Origin of the sequence: Rubrivivax albus (assembly GCF_004016515.1) — a bacterium.
In the GTDB taxonomy this organism is placed as follows: domain Bacteria; phylum Pseudomonadota; class Gammaproteobacteria; order Burkholderiales; family Burkholderiaceae_C; genus Rubrivivax; species Rubrivivax albus.
Genome location: NZ_SACT01000006.1, coordinates 73,809 through 92,667, shown reverse-complemented (window position 1 = coordinate 92,667; position 18,859 = coordinate 73,809). Strand labels below are relative to the sequence as shown.

At 72.4% G+C, this 18,859-nt stretch carries 17 protein-coding genes; 2 read left to right on the top strand and 15 right to left on the bottom strand.

The genetic code is table 11. The annotated features are described in order from the left end of the window. Nucleotides 1-13: 13 nt before the first annotated feature. Entirely contained in the window at nucleotides 14-1,114 is a 1,101-nt protein-coding gene (locus ENE75_RS17095; RefSeq protein WP_128199545.1) for a toll/interleukin-1 receptor domain-containing protein, read from the top strand. After that, nucleotides 1,111-3,417 (top strand): ATP-binding protein, encoded by a 2,307-nt coding sequence (locus ENE75_RS17090; protein WP_128199544.1) that lies wholly within the window; start codon nucleotides 1,111-1,113, stop codon nucleotides 3,415-3,417. The genes ENE75_RS17095 and ENE75_RS17090 overlap by 4 nt, the downstream gene beginning before the upstream one ends. A 12-nt stretch (nucleotides 3,418-3,429) precedes the next feature. On the opposite strand, the gene ENE75_RS17085 is transcribed toward ENE75_RS17090, so the two are convergent. The 15 genes from ENE75_RS17085 to ENE75_RS17015 form a co-directional block, all read right to left on the bottom strand. After that, a complete protein-coding gene (locus ENE75_RS17085) occupies nucleotides 3,430-4,527 on the bottom strand; it encodes an AgmX/PglI C-terminal domain-containing protein (RefSeq protein ID WP_128199543.1) in 1,098 nt (365 codons plus the stop codon). A 70-nt stretch (nucleotides 4,528-4,597) separates the two neighbouring features. Further along, nucleotides 4,598-5,071: an ExbD/TolR family protein gene (locus tag ENE75_RS17080; protein WP_128199542.1), complete on the bottom strand. Its 474-nt coding sequence runs from the start codon at nucleotides 5,069-5,071 to the stop codon at nucleotides 4,598-4,600. A 70-nt stretch (nucleotides 5,072-5,141) separates the two neighbouring features. Continuing rightward, a complete protein-coding gene (locus ENE75_RS17075; protein ID WP_128199541.1) occupies nucleotides 5,142-5,606 on the bottom strand; it encodes an ExbD/TolR family protein in 465 nt (154 codons plus the stop codon). Nucleotides 5,607-5,613: 7 nt separating this feature from the next. Further along, nucleotides 5,614-6,270, bottom strand: a complete 657-nt coding sequence (locus tag ENE75_RS17070) for a MotA/TolQ/ExbB proton channel family protein (RefSeq protein ID WP_128199540.1) — start codon at nucleotides 6,268-6,270, stop codon at nucleotides 5,614-5,616. After that, nucleotides 6,267-6,623, bottom strand: a complete 357-nt coding sequence (locus tag ENE75_RS17065; RefSeq protein ID WP_233259142.1) for a hypothetical protein — start codon at nucleotides 6,621-6,623, stop codon at nucleotides 6,267-6,269. The genes ENE75_RS17070 and ENE75_RS17065 overlap by 4 nt, the downstream gene beginning before the upstream one ends. Then, nucleotides 6,620-9,448 carry a tetratricopeptide repeat protein gene (locus ENE75_RS17060; RefSeq protein WP_128199539.1) on the bottom strand — a complete coding sequence of 943 codons (2,829 nt, stop codon included), beginning with the start codon at nucleotides 9,446-9,448 and terminating at the stop codon, nucleotides 6,620-6,622. Before ENE75_RS17060 ends, ENE75_RS17065 begins: the two co-directional genes overlap by 4 nt. After that, nucleotides 9,435-11,324, bottom strand: coding sequence for a coiled-coil domain-containing protein (locus ENE75_RS17055; protein ID WP_233259141.1), 1,890 nt, complete (start codon nucleotides 11,322-11,324; stop codon nucleotides 9,435-9,437). Before ENE75_RS17055 ends, ENE75_RS17060 begins: the two co-directional genes overlap by 14 nt. Beyond that, nucleotides 11,321-11,956 (bottom strand): AraC family transcriptional regulator, encoded by a 636-nt coding sequence (locus ENE75_RS17050; RefSeq protein ID WP_199232337.1) that lies wholly within the window; start codon nucleotides 11,954-11,956, stop codon nucleotides 11,321-11,323. The genes ENE75_RS17055 and ENE75_RS17050 overlap by 4 nt, the downstream gene beginning before the upstream one ends. Next, a complete protein-coding gene (locus tag ENE75_RS17045; protein ID WP_233259140.1) occupies nucleotides 11,922-13,037 on the bottom strand; it encodes a DUF3570 domain-containing protein in 1,116 nt (371 codons plus the stop codon). The genes ENE75_RS17050 and ENE75_RS17045 overlap by 35 nt, the downstream gene beginning before the upstream one ends. Continuing rightward, nucleotides 13,024-13,251, bottom strand: coding sequence for a DUF4266 domain-containing protein (locus ENE75_RS17040; protein ID WP_128199537.1), 228 nt, complete (start codon nucleotides 13,249-13,251; stop codon nucleotides 13,024-13,026). The genes ENE75_RS17045 and ENE75_RS17040 overlap by 14 nt, the downstream gene beginning before the upstream one ends. Continuing rightward, on the bottom strand, nucleotides 13,248-13,718 hold the full coding sequence (locus tag ENE75_RS17035) for a TlpA family protein disulfide reductase (protein ID WP_128199536.1): 471 nt from the start codon (nucleotides 13,716-13,718) through the stop codon (nucleotides 13,248-13,250). The genes ENE75_RS17040 and ENE75_RS17035 overlap by 4 nt, the downstream gene beginning before the upstream one ends. 11 nt (nucleotides 13,719-13,729) lie before the next feature. Further along, nucleotides 13,730-14,365 carry an outer membrane beta-barrel domain-containing protein gene (locus ENE75_RS17030; protein WP_128199535.1) on the bottom strand — a complete coding sequence of 212 codons (636 nt, stop codon included), beginning with the start codon at nucleotides 14,363-14,365 and terminating at the stop codon, nucleotides 13,730-13,732. A 10-nt stretch (nucleotides 14,366-14,375) separates the two neighbouring features. Beyond that, nucleotides 14,376-15,158, bottom strand: coding sequence for an SH3 domain-containing protein (locus ENE75_RS17025; protein ID WP_233259139.1), 783 nt, complete (start codon nucleotides 15,156-15,158; stop codon nucleotides 14,376-14,378). After that, nucleotides 15,155-15,775 carry a hypothetical protein gene (locus ENE75_RS17020; protein ID WP_128199534.1) on the bottom strand — a complete coding sequence of 207 codons (621 nt, stop codon included), beginning with the start codon at nucleotides 15,773-15,775 and terminating at the stop codon, nucleotides 15,155-15,157. The genes ENE75_RS17025 and ENE75_RS17020 overlap by 4 nt, the downstream gene beginning before the upstream one ends. Beyond that, nucleotides 15,772-18,831: an HzsA-related protein gene (locus ENE75_RS17015; protein WP_158288985.1), complete on the bottom strand. Its 3,060-nt coding sequence runs from the start codon at nucleotides 18,829-18,831 to the stop codon at nucleotides 15,772-15,774. Before ENE75_RS17015 ends, ENE75_RS17020 begins: the two co-directional genes overlap by 4 nt. Between the last annotated feature and the right edge of the window lie 28 nt (nucleotides 18,832-18,859).

Genomic DNA, 18,859 nt, shown 5'->3' with positions numbered 1-18,859 from the left:
GGCAGGAGCCCGGATGTCCTACGTCGGCGAGCCCTTCGCGCACGACCTCTTCGTCAGCTACAGCCACGGCAGCGATGCCGAAGGCGAGGGCCTGCTGCGCCCCTGGTCCACGGCGTTCGCCACTGAGCTGGAAAAGGAGCTGCGCGTCGACCCGCGCTTCCGCCAGTCGCTGAGCCTGTTCCTCGACGCCAAGCTGCGGCCAGGGCAGGGCGTGGACCCGATGGAAGGGCTGACGCCGCAGTTGACCCAGCAGATCGCCGCCAGCGCGTTGCTGCTGGTGCTGATGTCGCCAGACTACGTGGCGTCCGAATGGTGCCGCCGTGAGCGCGACGCCTGGGTTGCTGCGCAGGAAGCCCTGGGCCTGCCCACAGACGGCCGCGTGGCCGTGGTGCGCATCTGGCCCACGCCAGAGCCTTGGCCCACGCCCCTGTGCGACCCGCAGGGTGTGCCGTTGGTCGGCTTCCTGTTCCATGACGACAGCCTCGGCGCGGACCGCCCGCTGGGCTGGGCCGACCTGGGGCAGGGCTTCGGCAGCGATTTCCGCCGCGCGCTGCTGTCGGTGGTCGGCCGCCTGGGCCACCACCTGGACGCGCTGCGTACGCAGCTCGGCGAACGCCGCAAGGCGCAGGAGGACGCGCAGCGCCTGCAGGGGCCGCAAGGCCAGTCGATCTACCTGCACGGCCGCGTCGACCACCGCAAGGCGTGGGAGGACGCGGCCAACGCGCTGCTGTCGGATGGCTATTCCGTCGTGCCGGGCGATCCCGACCCCGTGGAGGACGACCCGCGCAAGCTGATGCAGTTGCGCCGTGCTCGCGTGGAGACCCTGGCCGACTGCGACGCGCTCCTGCTGCTGGGCACCGAGGACGGCCGTGCGCTGGACGCCGACCTGCTGGCCATCGGCCGTTACGACCGGCAGTCCGCCCGCGCGCGCAGCCACCGCCTGCTGCCCTGCGGCGTGCTCGACACGGTGGGCCCGCCAGTGGCCACGCCGGTGCGCCGGGCCACCGCGCGCAACCTGCAGACCGACTGGCTGGACGGCACCCAGCCGCCGTGGACACCGGCCGTCCAGCACTGGCTGGCCGCGCAGGGCGCTGCGGCGGCGGCCAGCGAATGAGCGGGCTGCCCGACACCGGCGACGACGACAGCGGCGGCCTGCAGCTGACGCTGCCGCCCCGGCCCTATCCCGGCCTGCGCCCCTTCGATCCGCAGGAGTGGCCGATCTACTTCGGCCGTGAACGCATGGTCGACGAACTGCTCGAGCAGCTCGTCGAACGCCGCCTGGTCTTCGTGCACGGCGATTCCGGCTGCGGCAAGAGTTCCATCGTGCGCGCCGGCCTGTTCGCGCAACTGGAGCAGGGCAGCATGGGGCCGGGCTGGCGCACGTCCATCGCGCTGCCGCGTCGCTCGCCGCTGTGGAACCTGGCGCGTGCGCTGGCGCGGCTGGCTGGCCAGTCCGCCGACGATACTGATGCGGTGCTGCCGTGGCGGCGCGCACTCAACCAGGGCCGCGAGGCACCGTCGGCGCTGGCCGCGCTGTGGCGGGACCGCGCCTGCGGCGACAGCGGGCCGGGCTGCCTGCTGATCGATCAGTTCGAGGAGCTGTTCCAGCATGCCCGCCGCGACGGCCCGGCCGAGGCACAGCTGCTGGCGGAGCTGCTGATGGCTTGGCAAGCTACGCCACCAGACGGGCTCTACCTGGTGACCACGATGCGCTCGGAGTACCTGGGCGCCTGCGCGCGGTTCGGGCGTCTGGCCGAAACCGTCAACGCCTGCCAGTACCTGCTGCCGCCGATGGAGCACGCCGACTTGCTGCGCGCCGTGCGCGAGCCGGCACGGCTGTACGGCGGCGAGGTGATGCGGCCGCTGGCCGAGCGCCTGATCGCCGACGCCGGCGCCAGCCAGGACCAACTGCCGCTGATGCAGCACACGCTGATGCGGCTTTACGAGGAGCACGGCGCGGCATCGGCCGCCGGCGGCCAGCCCTGGCGCCTGGAACTGTCGCACTTTCCGGCCGAACTGGGCTGCGCCGGGCTGCTGTCGGCTCATGCCGACGAGGTTGCGGCCCGTGTCGTCGAGGCGCTGCCGGAAGCACCGGCCGGCGGGCCATCGCGCGTGGTCGAGGACCTGTTCCGCGCGCTGACCGAACCCAACCCCGATGGCCATGCCATCCGCCGGCCGATGCGGCTGGACGAACTGGCCGACATCACCGGCTGCACGCTGCCGCAGCTGACCGAGGTGGTCAATGCGTTTCGTGCCGACGGCGTCAACTTCCTGACCCCGCCGCTGGCCTGGCCCCTCCGCCCCGACACGCTGGTGGACGTGGGCCACGAGGCGCTGATCCGATGCTGGCGCGCGCTGGCCGACGAGCAGCAGGGCTGGCTGGCGCGCGAGTTCCGCAACGGCCTGGTGTGGCGTTCGCTGCTGGTGCAGGCCGACAGCTTCGAACGCGACCCGACAAACGTGCTCGGCGCCACCACCACCGACGAGCGCGAGCGCTGGATGAAGCGGCGCAACCCGGCCTGGGCGAAACGCTACGGCGGCGGCTGGGCGCGCGTGCAGAAGCTGCTGGCGGCCAGCGCCGCGGCGCGCGACGAGGAACGCGAGCGCGTGCGCGACGTCGAGCGGCGCAAGCGCCGGCAGCGCCAGTGGTTCGCCTTGACCGGCGCCATCGTGGTCGTGGCGGCGACGCTGCTGGTGGTCTCGCGGCTCGACGCGGAACAGGAGCGGCAGGCCAAGATTGCCGCGCAGAAGGACAGCGAACGGCTGCAGCAGGATCTGGCCCTGCTGCAGGCCACACGCGACAGCAACACCGACCTGCGCGCCGACCTCGAGGCCGAGCGGGCGCGCGGGGTCCGCCTCACCGAGGACCTGGATCGCGCCCGCCACGAACTGCAGATGCTGCAGCTCGAACTGCTGCAGGTCGCGAAGCAGGCGAGGACCAACGAGCCCAACGTCAGCCAGCGGCTCCAGGAGGCCGCGGCCCAGGTGGGCAGCGAGGCCGGGCGGCTGAACAACGTGGCGGCTGCCGCCACGGCGCCGGTGCAGGCCGCCCCGACGGACAAGACGGCCTCGGGTGGCGCCCGGCTATACATCCAGATCACCGACCCGAGCCAGCGGGCGGCGGCGCAGAAGCTGGCCGACGCGCTGGCACGCGCCCGCCTGGGTGGGCAGCCGTTGATCGTGCCCGGCATCGAACTCGTCAAGGTGGCCGTGCGGCAGGGCGCGCTGCGCTGCTTCGACGCCAGGGAGTGCAAAACCGACGCTCGCGAACTGATGGCGTTGCTGGGCCGCCTGGTGCGCGCGCCCCAGATCCAGCTGGAGGATCTCAGCGAACGCTATGCGGCCAGCAAGTCCATCCGTCAGCGCCACTTCGAACTGTGGCTGCCTGCCGGCGACCTCGTGCTCAACGTGCGCTGAGCCTGCCGGCCTTCACGACGGCAGGAAGTCCACCGGCCAGTTCACCACCATCACCTCCACATCCTTGGCACCGAAGTCGAACTGGCGCACACGGGCCAGCAGCTTGCTCTCCAGCGTGTCGGACTTCAGTTCGCTGGAGACCATGCGGATGCCGGTGACGGCGCCGTCGGGCGCGATGCGCAGCTCCAGCACCACCTTGCCCTGCAGGCTGGGGTCCTCGCGCAGCGCGCGGTTGTAGAGCGCGTAGATCGCACCCTTGTGGCGCTCGAACACCAGGCGGATCTCCTCGATCGAGCGCGACGCCTTGCCGCTGCCGCTGCGCTTGACGCTGCCACCGGCCGCGGCGGCACCGCTGCCCGTGCCGTCGCCGCTGGCCGCGCGGCCGCCGCCGGCGCCACCGCCTGGGCCACCACCGCCACCACCGCCGATGCGGCCTTCGACCAGCGTGGTGGACCGGCCCGCCAGGCCACCGCCGCCGCTGTCGCGGCTGACGCCGCCACTGGCCACGGCCAGGCCACCGCTGCCGCGGGCTGCCGCGGCGGTGATCATCGAACGCGTGGGGATGCCGGCCTCGGTGCCGGCACCCACGCCAGGCCCGCTGCTGCTGCCGATGCCCGGCCCAGGCTTGATGTCGGCCTGCAGCTGCACCGCCACCGGCGCGCCGGCCACCTGCTGCAGCTGGTCCTTCATCGCCAGCAGGCCCACGCCCTGCGCACGCTGGCGGGCCGTCTGCAGGTCCTCGCCGGGTGGCTTGCCCTTCACGGGGTTTCGTGCCTCGGCCACCGACGCCGGCGCGGGATGGGGCTTCTCGGCCACGCGCGTCGGCGCGGGCTTGGGTGCCTCGGCCTTCGGTGCAGGCTTTGGTGGCACCGGCTTCGCCAGTGGTGTGGCCGCTGGCGGTGGCAGCAGCAGCTTGGCCGTGCGCACCGGCTCGGCCGGTGGTGGTGGCGGCGGCACGTGCACCGGCAGCCAGGGCACGATGGCGCAGACCACCAGCGCGATGCCGATGACCCACTGCTGGATGCGCCGGAACCGCCGGTCGTCCGACGTGCCGCCGGCCCAGGGCAAGGTGCCGTCGCGGAACGAGAGCGGCATCACTGCGGCGGTCATGCTGCCCTCCAGGCGCTGCGCGCCGTCCCCCCGAGGGGGAGCGAGTGCCCTTGGAACGGCCGGGCGGCGCTCATGACTTCTGCTCCAGCCGCGTGCGCACGGCGAAAGCCACGTCGGTGAACTCGGCCTGCGCGCAGGTGCTCATCACCTTGCGCAGCAGGCGGTAGGGGATGTCCTTGTCACCCATGATGGTCACGGTGCTGCCAGCCTCGGGCTTGGCCTTGAGCGCCACCAGCTGCGCCTGCAGCGGCTCGATCAGGTCGGCGTCGTTGGCCATGACGTCGGGCGTGCGCGCCACGGTCTGGCCGTCGACCACGATCTCCTGTGCGTTGACGAGCACCACCACCGTCGGTTTGGGCGTCACGTCCGCGGTGGACTCCGGCAACGCCACGGCGCGCGGGATCACCAGGGTTTCCAGTTCGGTGGCGCTGGACAGCAGGAAGAACAGCAGGATGGTGAAGATGTCGATCAGCGCCACCAGGTTCATGTCCAGCGACTGCTTGTTGCGCTCCTTGCGCTCGGCGCGTTTGGCCAGCGAACTCATTGGACCCCCCAGGCCCTGCGGGCCAGCCCCCCAAGGGGGCGCGAACGCGTTCGGAACGGCCGTGCGGCGTTCATTTCGGCCTCCTCACCGGCGCGTCGCCTACCGCCACCTCCGGGAACTGCGCCTCGCGCGAGACATCCATCACCTTCACGATGTGCTCGTAGGGCGTGTCGGCCTCGGCCAGGATGCTGGCCTGCACCTCCTCCGGAAACTTGGTCTTGATGCCTTGCATCAGGGCCAGCAGCGCGGGGCCGTCGGGCGCCTTGTCCGCGGTCGCCGGAATGCGCTGGATGAGCCCGCCGATGCGGTCGCCAACCTCGATGGCGTCGGCACGCAGCACCAGCTCGAGCTGCAGGTCCTCGGCCTTGAGCTGCTCCAGCCCCGGCGCGGCGGCCGCGGGCAGGCTCAGCTCCATCACCGAGAGCTTGCTGAACACCGCGGTGGACAGCAGGAAGGGCACGAGCACGACGATCAGGTTGATGAAGGCCGTGACCTCCAGCTCCGCCGGGTGCTTCTTCAGGCGGCGGCGTTTCATGGCAGCCTCAGCGTGCCGCCGGCGACGTTTCAGCGGCGATGCGCTGCACCGTGTTCAGGAAGCTGATCTTGGCCGCCTCCAGCGAATCGACGATCTCGCCTGTGCGCGCCTGCAGGAAGGCGTGGATCAGCAGGAAGGGGATGGCCACCATCAGCGCGAACGCGGTGTTGTTCATCGCAATCGAGATCGAGGCCGACAGCATCTCGGCCTTCTGCGCAGGGTCCACGGCGGCCACCGCGGTGAAGCCCTTGATCAGGCCGATGATGGTGCCCAGCAGACCCACCAGCGTGATCACGTTGGCGAAGGTGGCGATGTAGTGCGTGCGCTTCTCCAGCCGCGGCACGATCTCCATCATGCCTTCCTCCATCGCCGCGTCGATGTCCTCGCGGCGGCGTGCGCTCTGCATGCGCGCCAGGCCGTTGTGCACGATCTTGCCCACCGCCGCATCGGACGAGGAGGCCACCTGCGCCACGTCCTTGAACTTGCCGTGCGCCAGCATGGGCTGCATCTGGTCCCACAGCCGGCGGTTCTCGCTGCGCGTGCGGCTGAGCACGATCCAGCGCTCGATGGCGATCGACAGGCCGATGGCCATGATCGTCATGCTGATGTAGATGAACATGCCGGAGTCCTGGATGAACTTCACGACGATGTCGAAGGCGCTCATGGCGTTTTCTCCTGCGGGGCGGGGGTGAGGGGGGATTCGATCTGGGCGCGGTAGCGCAGCTGGCGGCGGAAGACGTCGCGGTCCACCGGCGCCAGCGCCTCGTCGAGCACGCTGGTGCGCGCACGCGAGGTGACGTTCCCGGGCAGCGGCTTCTTCCAGGGCACGATGTAGAGCACCTTGGGCAGTTCCTTGTGCCCGGTGATGGTCGTGCGATCGATGTCGGCGCGGTCCACGCGTTCTTCAGCCGGGGTTGTGTCCGGCGGTGTCGGTGGGGCGCTCGGTGCCGGTGTCGCGCCAATGGCGGCACCGCCGGCCAGCAGCAGCATGGCGGGCAGGGTGAGGCGTGGTGTCATGGTTTGGCCCCCGTCGGCGCGGGGCTGGTCGCCGTGTTAGAGGCGGCCTGCGCCGCCGCCGCCCAGCGTGCCGGCACCAGTTCACCCAGCGCCACCAGGCTGCGCCGTACCCAGGGGTCGGCGGGCAGTTCGGTGGTGCGCCTGGCGTTGGTCTCGTGCAGCGCGATGGCCTTTTCCTCGAACGGGAAGGCCTGCTCCTCCAGCAGCACGTCGTACTGCTCGCGCTCGGCCTTCTTCTTCAGCGTCTTCGGGCGCTCAGAGTCCATCAGCGCACGGCCGAAGGCGCGGAAGAGTTCGGCGCTGTGGAAGGTGGCGGCCGTCACCGCCTCGGGCACGCCGTAGTCGGCCACCTGCTGCAGCGCCGCCTGGGCCACGTTCAGCCGTGCCTGCTTGAGCTTGAGGTTGCGCTGCAGCGGCTCCTTCAGCGCCACGGCTCGGTAGGCGGCCAGCTTGGGCTCGGCCAGGGCCAGCGTGGCCATCGCGGCCAGGGTCTGCGTGCGCGCGGTGCGGGCATCGCCACCGTTGCGCTCGGCATCGATCAGGGCCTGCTGCAGGACCGCGACGCGCCTGGCGTCGCCGTCGGCCAGGTCGATGAGGCGCTGGCGCGCTTCGATGGCCACCGGCAGCGGCGCCGGGTGCTGCGCCACGTAGCGTTCCAGCGCCTGCTGCTCGGCCGCCCGGTTGCCTGCCTTACGCTGCAGGGCGGCCACCTGCCAGCGGGCGTCGCGTGCCGCCTCGGGGTCGGTCAACGTCGGTGCCACACGCTCGAGTTCCACGGCCGCGTCGCCCCAGCGCTGCAGTTCCAGGTACGCGGCGGCCAGCCGGGCCGGGATCTCCGCGGTCATCGGGTGCTGCGGGTTGCGGCGGCGGAAGTCCTCCAGCGCCGCCGCGGCGCCGGACCAGTCGCCCAGCGCGACGCGGGTGGCCGCGGCGTCGATCTCGGCCGTGGCGCGCGCAGCGCTCTGCGGTGCGAGTGCGGCCACGCGGTCGAAGTGCCCCAGGGCCGCCTGCGGCCGGCCGGCGGCGCGTTCGGCCTCGCCCTGCTTGTAGATGGCCGCGGCCAGGCGCTCGGTGACGGCGGTCTCGCCCGGGGCCATCGCCTGCAGTTCACGGTAGGCGGCCTCGGCATCGGCCCAGCGGCCGGCGTCGAAGGCGGTGTCGGCGCGCACGCTCCAGGCGCTGCGGCGCTGCGCCGGCGTGGCGTCGGCCGCGGCCAGCACGCGCTGGGCCAGCGCGTCGGCGCCGGGGGTGTCGCCGAAGGCCAGGCGCTTGAGCGCCGCGTCGTTCAGCACCGCCGTGGCGCGGGCATCGGCGGGGTAGGCGTCGACGAACTGCAGGGCGAGCACGACGCCGCGGCGCTGCCAGTCTGCTTCGGTTGCATCGCCGGCCGGCGGCTGCTGCTTCGCGTGCGCCAGCAGCACGGCATACCCGGCTTCGGCACCGCGCGTGGCGGAGGTGCGGTCACCGTAGGCCACCTGCGCGTACTCGGCGCCGGCTTCGGCCCAGCGCTGGCGCTCGAACAGCAGTTCGGCCAGCAGGAAGCGGTTCTCGGTGCTCTCGGCGGCGTCCGGGAAGGCGGTCAGGCCGGCGCGGTACCAGCGGATCGCCTGCTCCACCTCGGCCGGGTCGCCGGTCTTCTGCGCCAGGGCATGGTGGTGGCGGGCCAGTTCGGCCAAGTAGGTCTGAAGCTGCGCCTGCACCAGCGGCTGCGCCGCGGTCCAGCCGTCGGGGTTCGCCTGGCGGAAGGCGCTGTCGGCGCCGTAGCGGGTGACGAAGTCGCGCTTGGCCTGCAGCGCCAGCGTGGTGAAGCCGGCCTTCTCGTGGATCTCGATCACGCGCGACAGCATCTGCGGCGCCTGGGCGTGCAGCGGGCGCCGTTCGGCGAAGGCGGCCAGCGTGTCGGCGGCGTCCTTCACGCGTTCCTGCTTCAGGTAGAGCTCGGCCAGCTCGCGGTAGACAAGGGGTTCGTAGCCTTCGCGTCCCGGGGTGGTGATCAGCTGCGGGATGCTTCGTGCGCCGTCCAGCGACTGCAGCGACAGGCCGATGACGCGGAAGCTGTCCTCCAGCAGTTCGCGGTCGGCGCGGGTGAGCGCCGGGCGGCTGCCGGGCTCGCCGCCGAGCCGGCGGTCGAGCACGGCGAAGAAGGCCGCCAGCGCGTCGTCCAGCCGGCCGAGCTTGAAGCGCGACCAGCCCTGCATGTAGAGCGCCCGCTCGTGGAACGGGGTCTCGTCAGGCGCCTGCAGCACCACCGCGTAGGCCGCCTCGGCATCGGCCCAGCGGCTGGCCGTGAACAGCAGCTCGCCACGTCGGAACTCGGCTTCGGCGCGCGCGGCGGTGGCCGGGTGCTCGCGCACCAGGCGGTCCAGCGTGGCCAGGGCCGCGGCCGGGTCGCCGCCCTGGTCCTGCGCGCGGGCCAGCTGGTAGAGCACGCGGTCGCGGTCCGGGGCGGCCGGATGGTCCTTCAGGAAGGCGGTGTAGCCGGCGATGGCGGCACGGAAGTCGGGCGCACTGCCGGTGTCGGCGCTGAGTGTCTCGGCGCGGTCCATCTCCAGGTCCGCGATGCGGCGCTCGGCCTCCACGCGTTCGGGCGCGCGCGGCGGCAATGCCGGGCTGGCCAGGAAGGCCTGGTAGGCGGCCAGCGCCTGGGCCACGGCCTGGGCCGGAGGCGCGGCGGCGCGTGCGCGGGTGTCGATGGCGGCGTCGCGGGCCTTCAGGCTGGCCAGCGTGGGTTCGTCGTCGGGCACCTCGGGGCCGCGCGATGCGCAGCCGGTCAGCAGCGCCGCGGCGGCCAGCACCGAGAGCGCGCGGATCTCAACGCGGCGCATCGGGTGCCTCCGAAGCGTCGCCGCGCTGTGCCAGCGTGGCCGGGTCCTGCAACCGGGCCAGCGCGAAGCGCGCCTGAGTGGTGTATTCGGCCAGCCGCGCCTGCTGGTCCTTCAGGTGGCGGATGGCCACGGCCTGCAGCTCGGTCTGCTGCTCGGCCTGCAGCGCCGCCACCTGCGGCAACAGGGTGGCGATGCGCGTGCGCAGGGCGGCGATGCGCCCGGCGAAGCCGGCGAAGCGCTGCGGTTCGTCGCGTTGCGCGGCCTGCAGCGTGGCCATGCGCTCGGCGCTGCTGGCCAGTTCGGTCTCGATCTCGCGCAGCGCCTTGCGCGCGGCCCAGCGGCGCTCGGGCACGGCCACGGACAGCTGCCACTCCAGCGCGCCCGCCACGCGTTGCACGCGGTCGCGCAGTGTCCGGCTGGCGTCGTCGTCCGGCAGGCTGGCCAGCGTGCGCTGGGCGCGGTCCAGGCGCTCGATCAGGGCGCGCTCGCGTTCGTCGGCCAGGGCGCGGGCGTCGGCGGCGGCCAGCGCACCGGCCAGCGTGCGCTGCTCGGCGGCCAGGCGCGCCTGGGTGTCGGCCAGCCGCGTGTCGCGGGTGGCGGGCAGCATGGCGGCAAAGCGCTGCTCACGCGTGGCCAGCATGGTGTCGAAGCTCAGCAGGTCGCGCTGCCAGCGGCCCAGGTGCTGCAGGAAGAAGCGCAGGTCGCGCTGGTCCTTCAGCGCCGACTGCCAGGCGTGGGTGGCCAGCACCGGCGCCAGCTGGGCGCGATGGGGCAGGTCGGCCGGCAGGGCCTCGGCGGTCCAGCCCCAGCCCAGGTCGGCGCCGGGGTTGCCGGCGATCAGCGTGTCCACCAGGGCACCACCTTGCAGCGCCGTGATGGTGTCGGTCAGCGCCTGGGCCTCGGCGGCGTAGGCGGCCAGGGCCTCGGTGTAGCCCTGCACCGCAGCGGCGTCGGCCTTCAGTTCCACCAGCGCGTGCGGCACGGCCAGGCGCGCTTCCAGCACCGCCGGGTCGCTGGGGTTGCGCTGCAGCAGCTCCTGCCAGGGCACCAGGGCCTGGCGCGGCGCCTTGTCCTCCAGTGCTGCCCAGCCGAAGGCCAGCAGCGCCGGGTTGGCGAAGGGGCCGTTCAGGCGCACACGTTCGAGCGCCTGCCGCGCGGGGGCCGGTTCGCCATGGCGCAGGGCGTCGAAGCCCAAGGTCAGGTTGGCCTTGTCGCGCAGCGCGCGGCGCTCCTCGGGTGGCCGGGTGGTCACCGGCATCTGGCCCAGGCGGTCGAGCCAGGCGCGGCCGTCGGCGCGGCGCTGGCCTTCGAGCAGCGCCACGCCCAGGTTGTAGCGGGCATAGGGCGTGCCCTCGGCGTCCTCGGCCAGGGCCTGCAGGCGCGCGGCGGCGCCGGCCGGGTCCCCCAGCGCGAGCCGCACCTGGGCGGCCAGCAGCTGACGGTCGGTTTCGAGCTCCGCGTCCAGCGGGCCGGCCACGCGGGCCAGGGCCGCATCTGCCTCGGCCGGCAGGCCGCGCTGCCAGCGGATCTTCGCCAGGTGGAACCAGGCCTTGTCGCGCAGCGCCGCCGTGGTGCCGCGTTCGGCCAGCGCGGTGAACACGGCCTCGGCCTCGCGGTGCAGGCCGTAGGCCAGCAGCAGGCCTCCGCGCGTGGCCTCGGCCTCGTCGGCGTGCGGCGCCACGCGGCCGAACTGCTGCGAGGCCATCAGCGTGGTCAGCGCCGAGAAGGTCTTGCCCTGGTAGACGTGGAACAGCGCGTCGCCCCAGAAGGGCGCCTGGACCGGGCCGGGCTTCGAGGGCTGCGCCCGCACCGGCTCCGCGGCCGCCGCCGACAGGGCCGTGGCCGCCATCCCGATCAGGACCGCCCAGTGCTTCACGGCCAGACCTTGACCTCGAACTCGGGCTGCAGCTTGGCCTGCGCATCGGTGATGCGCAGCTCGATGGCCTTGGCGCCGGTGCCTTTCTCGAAGGTCAGCGTGGTGCCGCGCTTGTAGTCGCGCCGGTCGTCGCCATGCGCCGGGCCGCGGCCGGTGAAGACCGCGACCAGCTCGTGCTCGCCGCTCTTGAGGTTGCCCAGGTGCAGCCGCTGCATGCCGCCGCGGTGCAGCGCCTGCACCTCCAGCGGGGTGTAGAGGTGCGAGGCCACGACCTCGTCGCCGATCTTCAGCTGCACCGATTCCAGTTCGAACAGCCGGCCGACGTCCATCGACACGAACACGGCCAGTTGCGTGCTGGCGGGGAACAGCAGTTCCTCCTCCAGCACCAGCAGGTCGCGGTTGAGCGCGATGACGTCGGCCTTCAGCGCCTGCAGGCGGGCATCGAGCGTGGCTGCCGGAGCCGGCGCTGCAGGTGCCGTGGCCGTGGCCGGTGCGGTGGTGGCCGGCGCCGTGACGGGTGCAACGGGCGTGGTCGGCGGGGTCGGCTGCTGCGCCAGCGCCGGCAGCGCGGCCAGCATCAGCGCGGCGGCGAGTGCGTCAGTAGTTCGCCGAAAGCAGGATCTGCAGGACATGGGCGTTGTGGGCATAGGCGCCCCCGGTGCGGAGGTCGGTGAAATCGCTGAAGCTGAAGCGCTTGAACTCGTAGGCGGCGGCGAACTGCCAGTCGGCGCCGCCCCAGTCCAGCTTCAGCGGGCGCTGGCCGCGCAGGAAGATGCCGGTGCTGCGGAAGGCGCTGAGCTGGCGGTTGCGCGTGAGGTAGGTGGTCTCGGTCTCGGCGTTGTCGGCATAGAAGAGCGCCGAGTTCTGGCTGTGCAGGCGCACGGCGGCATCGACCAGCCAGCCGCCGGTCCAGCGGTCCAGGTCGCCGCCCAGCCGCTTGGCGCCGCCGAGCTCCACCGTGGTGGCCTTCAGGCCCCAGGTGTCCCAGTAGTAGCGCAGTTCGCCGCGCATGGAACCGGTATCGCCCACGGCGCCCAGCGCGCGCAGCTTCACGGCGCGCCCGGAGCGCGTGCGCGGCAGGCGCTCCGGCACCGCGGCGCCGAAGACGCGCGCGGCGCGGTAGGGGCTGCCGAGGAAGCCCTCGTCGGCCACGGCCTCGAGGTTGGCGCTCATCAGCCAGCGCGGCGTGAGGATCTGCGTGACGCCCACGCGGTACTGCCAGTGGCGCGCGAAGTCCGAGAACTCGCGGTCGGTGACGCTGAGCACGGTGTCGCTGCCGCGGCTGAACCCCAGGTTCACCGTGGTCATGCCGCCGAAGATGTCCTGCGCCACGTCCAGGCCCACGGTGCTGGCGGTGTAGTCGGGCTCGTCGCTGCGGCTGAAGGACGCGGTGACCAGCGCGTCGCGCACCGCCCAGTCCAGCCCCAGGCCGACCTCGTTGCGCGTCTCCTTGAACGGGCTGGCGGTGGTGACGACGTCGATGGACGCATTGCTGACCGCGTCCACGTAGTACGACGCCGAGGCCGACACGCGGTCGGCCAGCTTCTTGCGCACCAGGAAGGCCGGGCCGCTGGCGGTCATGCCGCCACCGTCGTAGACGTGGAACATGGCCTCGGCGCGGTCGGCGGGCACGTCGACCGCGGCGGCCGGTGCCACGGCCAGCAGGCCACCGAGCCAGGCCAGCGCACGGCGCCACAGGCTAGTTGCAGCCACAGCCACCTCCCTGCACACCGGTGGCGCCGCGCGCCGCCTCGCGCACCACGTGCACGTGCTCGCGGTGCTTGTCGATCAGCGCCTGGCGCGTCCACAGCATCTCCGGCTCGGCCAGGCGGCCGCGCTCGTAGGGCTTGACCCAGGGCTCGGGGGCGGCGCAGCCGCCGCACAGGGCGGCCGCAGCCAGCAGCGTCAGGACGGTGGCAGCTCTCATTCCTTCACCAGCGCGCGCAGCTGCTCGTCGTAAGTCTGCTCGTAGCCGGCGCGGTAGCCCTGATGCACGTGGCGCACCTTGCCGTCGCGGTCGACGAGAACGGTGGTGGGCATGGCTTGCAGCTGGTAGGCCTTGCTGGCGGTCTTGGCCGTGTCCAGCAGCACCGGGAAGTTGATGCCGAGCTTCCTGGCCTCGGCCGCCGCCTTCTTCGGGTCGTCGTCGACGTTGACGGCCAGCAGTACCACGCCGGTGTCGCGGTACTTGTCGGCCAGGCGGTTGAGGTGCGGCATCTCCACCTTGCAAGGCGCGCACCAACTGGCCCAGAAGTTGACCAGCACGACCTGGCCGCGCTGCTCGGCCAGGCGCAGGGCGGGGCCGTCCAGAGTCTTGAGCGTGAAGTCGGGGGCGGGCGTGGCGTGCACGGACGCGGCAGCGGCCAGCAGCACGGCGGCGAACAGGGTCTTCATCGTCGGCCCCTTCAGAAATGGAAGCCGAAGCCGACGCTGGCCTCGAGGTTCTGCGTGCTCTGGTTCTGCCCCAGCAGGTCCAGCGAGAAGATGTGGTCCCGAAGGTCCACGCGCAGCGCACCGCGGTCGCCGAGCAGGATGCGCCAGCCGAAACCGACGTGGAAGGTCTGCCGCTTCTGGCCGGCGAAGTCGGTGCTGCCGACGCCGCCGACGAGGTAGATGGCGGTGGCGCGCGCCTGCCGCGAGCCCAGGAACACCTCGCCGGGCAGCAGGTTGTAGCCGGCGGAGACGCTGTAGTAGCTCAGCCGCTCCTTCTCGCTGGTGAAGATGCCGCCGGGCAGGATCTGGCGGAACGAGGCGTCGCTGACCTGGGTACTGCCGAACGTGCCCTCGAAGAACCAGTCCTCGGTCAGGTGGTAGCCCAGGCGCAGGCCGTAGACGGCGCTGGCGCCGAAGTTCTCGGTGGCGTAGGTGCCCACGAAGGCGCCGACCTCGAAGTCGCGCGACGGGAAGCGTGGCAGCCGCAGTTCGCGCCGTTCCACCTCGGGCACGATGGGCGGTTCGTCGGCCGGGCGTGTCTGTGCCAGCACCGGCAAGGCGGTGAGGGCAGTGGTACTGAGCAGCAGGGCGGTGAGGGTGCGGCGCATGGGGTGGCGGTCAGAAGAAGAAGGACAGGCCGGCGGTGAAGGCGCGGTACTCGGTGTTGCGCTCGTCGGCGATGAAGGCGGTGGTGCGCGTGTAGTCCAGCCGGCCGACGAAACGGCGCGTGAAGTACCAGCGCAGGCCCAGCTGCATCTGCGCCTGGTTGGCGTCGGTGGCCTCGGCGTTGACGAGGCTGAGGTTGGGCGCGTTGCGGAAGCGGCCCACGCCGATGCCGAAGTGCGGCGACAGCCGCTGGTGGGACCAGGGCTCGCTGGTCAGGCCCATGCTCCACCAGGAGCTGCCGGCGTACAGGCCCTGCACCTGGCCGAAGCTGACCTCGGCGGCCAGCGTGTCCGACAGGCGCCAGGCACCCCAGACCTTGAGCGTGGGCTCCTTCTCGAAGCGGCCCCAGCTGGCGCCCATCTCCATGCGGCGGCTGAGGTAGTCGTCGACGACGAGGTCGCGGAAGCTCTTGCCGGTGCCGGCTTCGGTCAGCGTGGTGGCGAGCTGTTCGCGCGGTACCCAGCCGACCACGGCCTCGCCGGCCGCGCTGCGCGCGCCTTCCACGCGCACGCGGTACCAGTCGGTGCGGCGCAGCTCGATCACCACCCATTGGCGGCGCTCGGCCACGTGGAACACCGGGTAGCCGCGCCCGGGGCCGGTGCGCAGCTCGATGTAGGGCGTGGCCACCTGCACGCGCTCCGTCTCCGGCGCGTCATCGGCGGCCCGGGCAGGCTGGGCGACCAGCAGGGGTGCCAGCAGGGCCAACGCGGCCAGCAGCGAGGGAAGGGTCTTCATTCGACGTTGCACGCGCCGGTGGCCGCATCCGGCGGCGTGAACAGGGCATCGCCGGCGGCACTGAATTCGTCCTGGCCGGCCGGCATGGGGTGTTCGATCCAGTAGCGCAGGATGCGCACGTTGGGGTCGTCCTCGCTGTCGAAGACCAGGCCACCGCCGTGCAGCACGCCCCGCACCAGCGGCTTGGCGATCAGCCGGCTGGCCAGCGTGTCGCCGAACACCACCTCGCCCTGCGACGAGTAGAAGTTGCGGTACATCTCGGTGGCGCGGATCTGCTCGGGCCCGAGCCCGCTACTCGCCAGGTCCACCAGCGCTGCGCCAGCTCGCAGGCGCAGCGCGCCGCCGGTGCCGTTGGTGTCGTCGTGGCAGCCGCTGCTGGCACAGCTGTTGACAGTGGTGACGCCGTTGAGCGTGATCGGCAGTTGCGCTTCCAGGATCGGCTGCACGCAGCGCTGGAAGTACGCGAAGCTGAGCTTGCGGGTGCCGCTGGCCGGTGGGTTGGCCACCTCGTCGGGGTTGCCCAGCGGATTGCCGCCACCGCAGGCGGCCACCATCGTCAGGACGAGGGTGGCCACCAGCGGGGCGGCCGGGGAGAAGGCGCGACGGTGAAGACTCATGAAGACGGACAACCTCGCGCGATCCAGTTGACGAGCGTGGCGTAGCCCAGGCTGTCCGGGGCCAGCACCGGGGTGGTCTGGGTGACGGCACCGGCCGGGTGCGGCACGGTGGACGGGCGCTGCAGCAGGCGGTTGGCCGCCGGGTTGCAGGTGTCGTTGACCATGGTGAGCACGACGTTGAAGTCGCCTTCCGGGTCGCCGGTGAGCACCAGGCGGTTGGACCGGAAGTCGTTGCCCCCGTCGCTGCCGCCGGCCTGGTGGCAGGCGCCCATGCAGCTCTGGCGCAGCACCGGCATCACCTCGGTGTTGAACACGGCTTCGCTGAGCGTGGCCACGCTGCGCACGCCGCCGCCGGGGGCGAAGAGGTCGTTGTAGTACTGGCCGCCCAGGTCCATCCACTCGGCCAGCAGGCGTTTCTCGGCGCGATTGAGCAGGGTGGCGTGGTCGGGCGCCGTGTCCGGCGGGTTGGGGTGCGCCGTGCGCGCGCCGCCGCCGGCCAGCAGGGTCTGGCCCCACAGGATCTCGGTGAGCCGGCTCTTGCGCGCCAGGCCGGCGGTGTTGGCCGCGCCGGAGCTGGTCTCCACCAGCGGCGCCAGGCGCTGCAGTTCCGGCACGCCCTGGCGCACCACCACCACCGGCTGGCCGGTGACGGGGTCGATCCGCGGGTCGCCGATCAGCAGTTCCTCGTAGCTGGTCAGCCGGCCGCCGCCACCGATCGTGCCGCGCAGGTCCAGCTTCGCCGGGTCGGCGTGGCAGTTGGTGCAGGTGAGCGTGCCTTCCGGTCCCCGGGCACGGGTCCACAGCGGCTGGATGTGGTCGGGGTAGTTGATGACGCCGTTGGCCGGCACCGCGGTGACGAGGTCGTCTGCCGGCTCGGGGTTGCCGGTGTAGCGCAGCGAGAGCGCGGCCCGGGCCTGCACGCCGCTTTGCGCGGTGTCGGCCCAGACGTCGCTGAACACCGGGTCGGTCTGCAGGGTCAGCAGCGTGGCGTCCAGCCGTGTGCGCAGGCTGGCCATGGTCTCGCCCTGCACGTGCTGGGCCGACAGCGTGGTCTTCAGCGCCGCGGGCAGGGCGTTGGCCACCGCGCCGGAGTTCAGCGCCGCGCCGCGGCGCGGGCTGTGGCAGCCGTCGCAGGTGCGGCGCTCGCCCGGACGCACCTGGATCCAGTTGGTGTGGGTCTGGAAGGCGCGGCCCTCGGCGTCCACCACCTGCAGGCCCAGCGGCACGTCGGCCGGCACCTGCAGCTTGAAGCTGCCGTCGGGCTCGACCACGCTGTAGCCCAGGATCTGCTGCGGCTCGAAGTTGGTCTCGCCGATGGCCTGGCGCGTGCCCATGCCGCCGGCCGGCGGCGAGACGGCGCGTACGGCGCGGATGAAGCGCACGGGCGCGCAGTGGTAGGCCGGGTCGGCCGGGTCCTTGATGCGGCGCAGGTCGGCCACGAAGGCCCGTGTGTCGCCCGGTTCCTCCGGTGCCGTGGTGGCGATGCCGGCGCTGCAGCCAGGGGTCAGGTCGGCCGCGGTGAGCATGGGCTCGCCCATGCGGCGCAGGCCGTCGGTGTCGTAGACGCTGCGCACCTCGATCAGGGCCAGGTCCTGTGCGGCCAGTGCCGGGTCCACGTTGGTGGGCTCGGGGGCGGCCGGCTCGGTGCGCGGCTGCAGTGGCACCGGGTCCACGAGCATGAAGCCCGGCGGCGGCGCGGCCACGATCAGCCAGGTCTGCGGCACCGGGTCGAACATGTAGACGGCATACGAGGCGGGCACGTCGGCGCTGAGTTCGTCGGCGGCCACCTCGGCGTCGCTGCGGTTGTCGTCCGAAAGGCGGGCGAGTTCGTCGGGGGTCAGCGTGGCGCAGGGCACGAGGTCGGTGCCGCGCAGCACCTCGCAGGGCCGCCACGAGACCAGCACGCGGTTCGTGCCGTCCCACAGCGGGTAGGGGCTGGTGGCTCGGCCGTTGAGCGACAGGCCGCGGTCGTTGTCCAGCGTCTCGGCCGTCGCCTGGCGCTGGCCGCCCTGGGCCGGCACGGTGCGGTTGGCCGGCGTGTTCTGCTCGGAGTAGTTGGCCGCGTCGATGAACATCAGCGCGCCGCCTTCCTGCTCGCGGCTCAGCGGCACCAGCGACGAGGCCACGTAGCCGGCGTAGGGGCCGCTCGGGTCCATCTCGCGCGGGTGCAGGAAGCTGTTGCCCGGGCTCTGGGCGCCGTAGAGCACGAAGAGGTCGGTGCCGTCGGGCTTGGTGCGGAAGATCGCGAAGCGGTTGCGGTCGGCCACGTGCTCCCAGCGCGAGAACATGATGTCGCCGTTGGCGCGCACCACCGGGTTGCGGTCGTGGCTCTGGTTGAAGGTGATCTGCTGGATGTTGCTGCCGTCGGCGGCCATCGTGTGCAGGTTCAGCACGCGCTCGCGTTCGTACTCGTCCAGCGCGTGGTAGGCACGGCCCAGGGCCTGGTTGAGCGACGACTTGACCTGCCGGTTCGATGCGAACACGAAGCCGCGGCCGGCGGGCAGGTAGGCGGGGTCGACGTCGTCGTGGGCGGTGCTGGCGGTGATGCGGCGCAGCGTGCCGCCGGTCAGGCTGCCGCCCGACATGTCGTATTCCCAGATGTTCCAGCGGCCCGTGCAGGCGGGCTGGCCGTCGATGGTGGCCGTGTTGCTGGTGGGGCAGCGCAACGCGAAGGCGACCTTCTTCCCGTCGTACGAGACCTCGGGGTCGGACGCGTCGCCGTTGCCCTGCGTGATATGGGCGGTGAGGTTGTGCTCCGGCGCGCTGGGGCTGGACTTCTCGCGCAGCATCAGGTCGCCGCCGGCCACGAAGGGCGTGCCGTGCAGCGCGGCCAGGTTCACGGTGTTGACGCGCTTGGCGTAGACCAGGGGCACGTCGCCCTGCGCGGTGGCGCTGCCTTCACCCTCGGTGCTGCCCTGGCAGGCCACGAGCGCGAGGGCACTGACGATCACGGCGGCCAGCCCCACGCCGGCGGCGCGCGGGCGCAGGCCCCGGCCGGCGTGGACTCTCGGGCGGGCCGCCGAAGGTGTTCGTGTGGCGTCTGTCTGCGGTGTCATGGGTCGTCCTCCTGCCTGGATGGAGTGA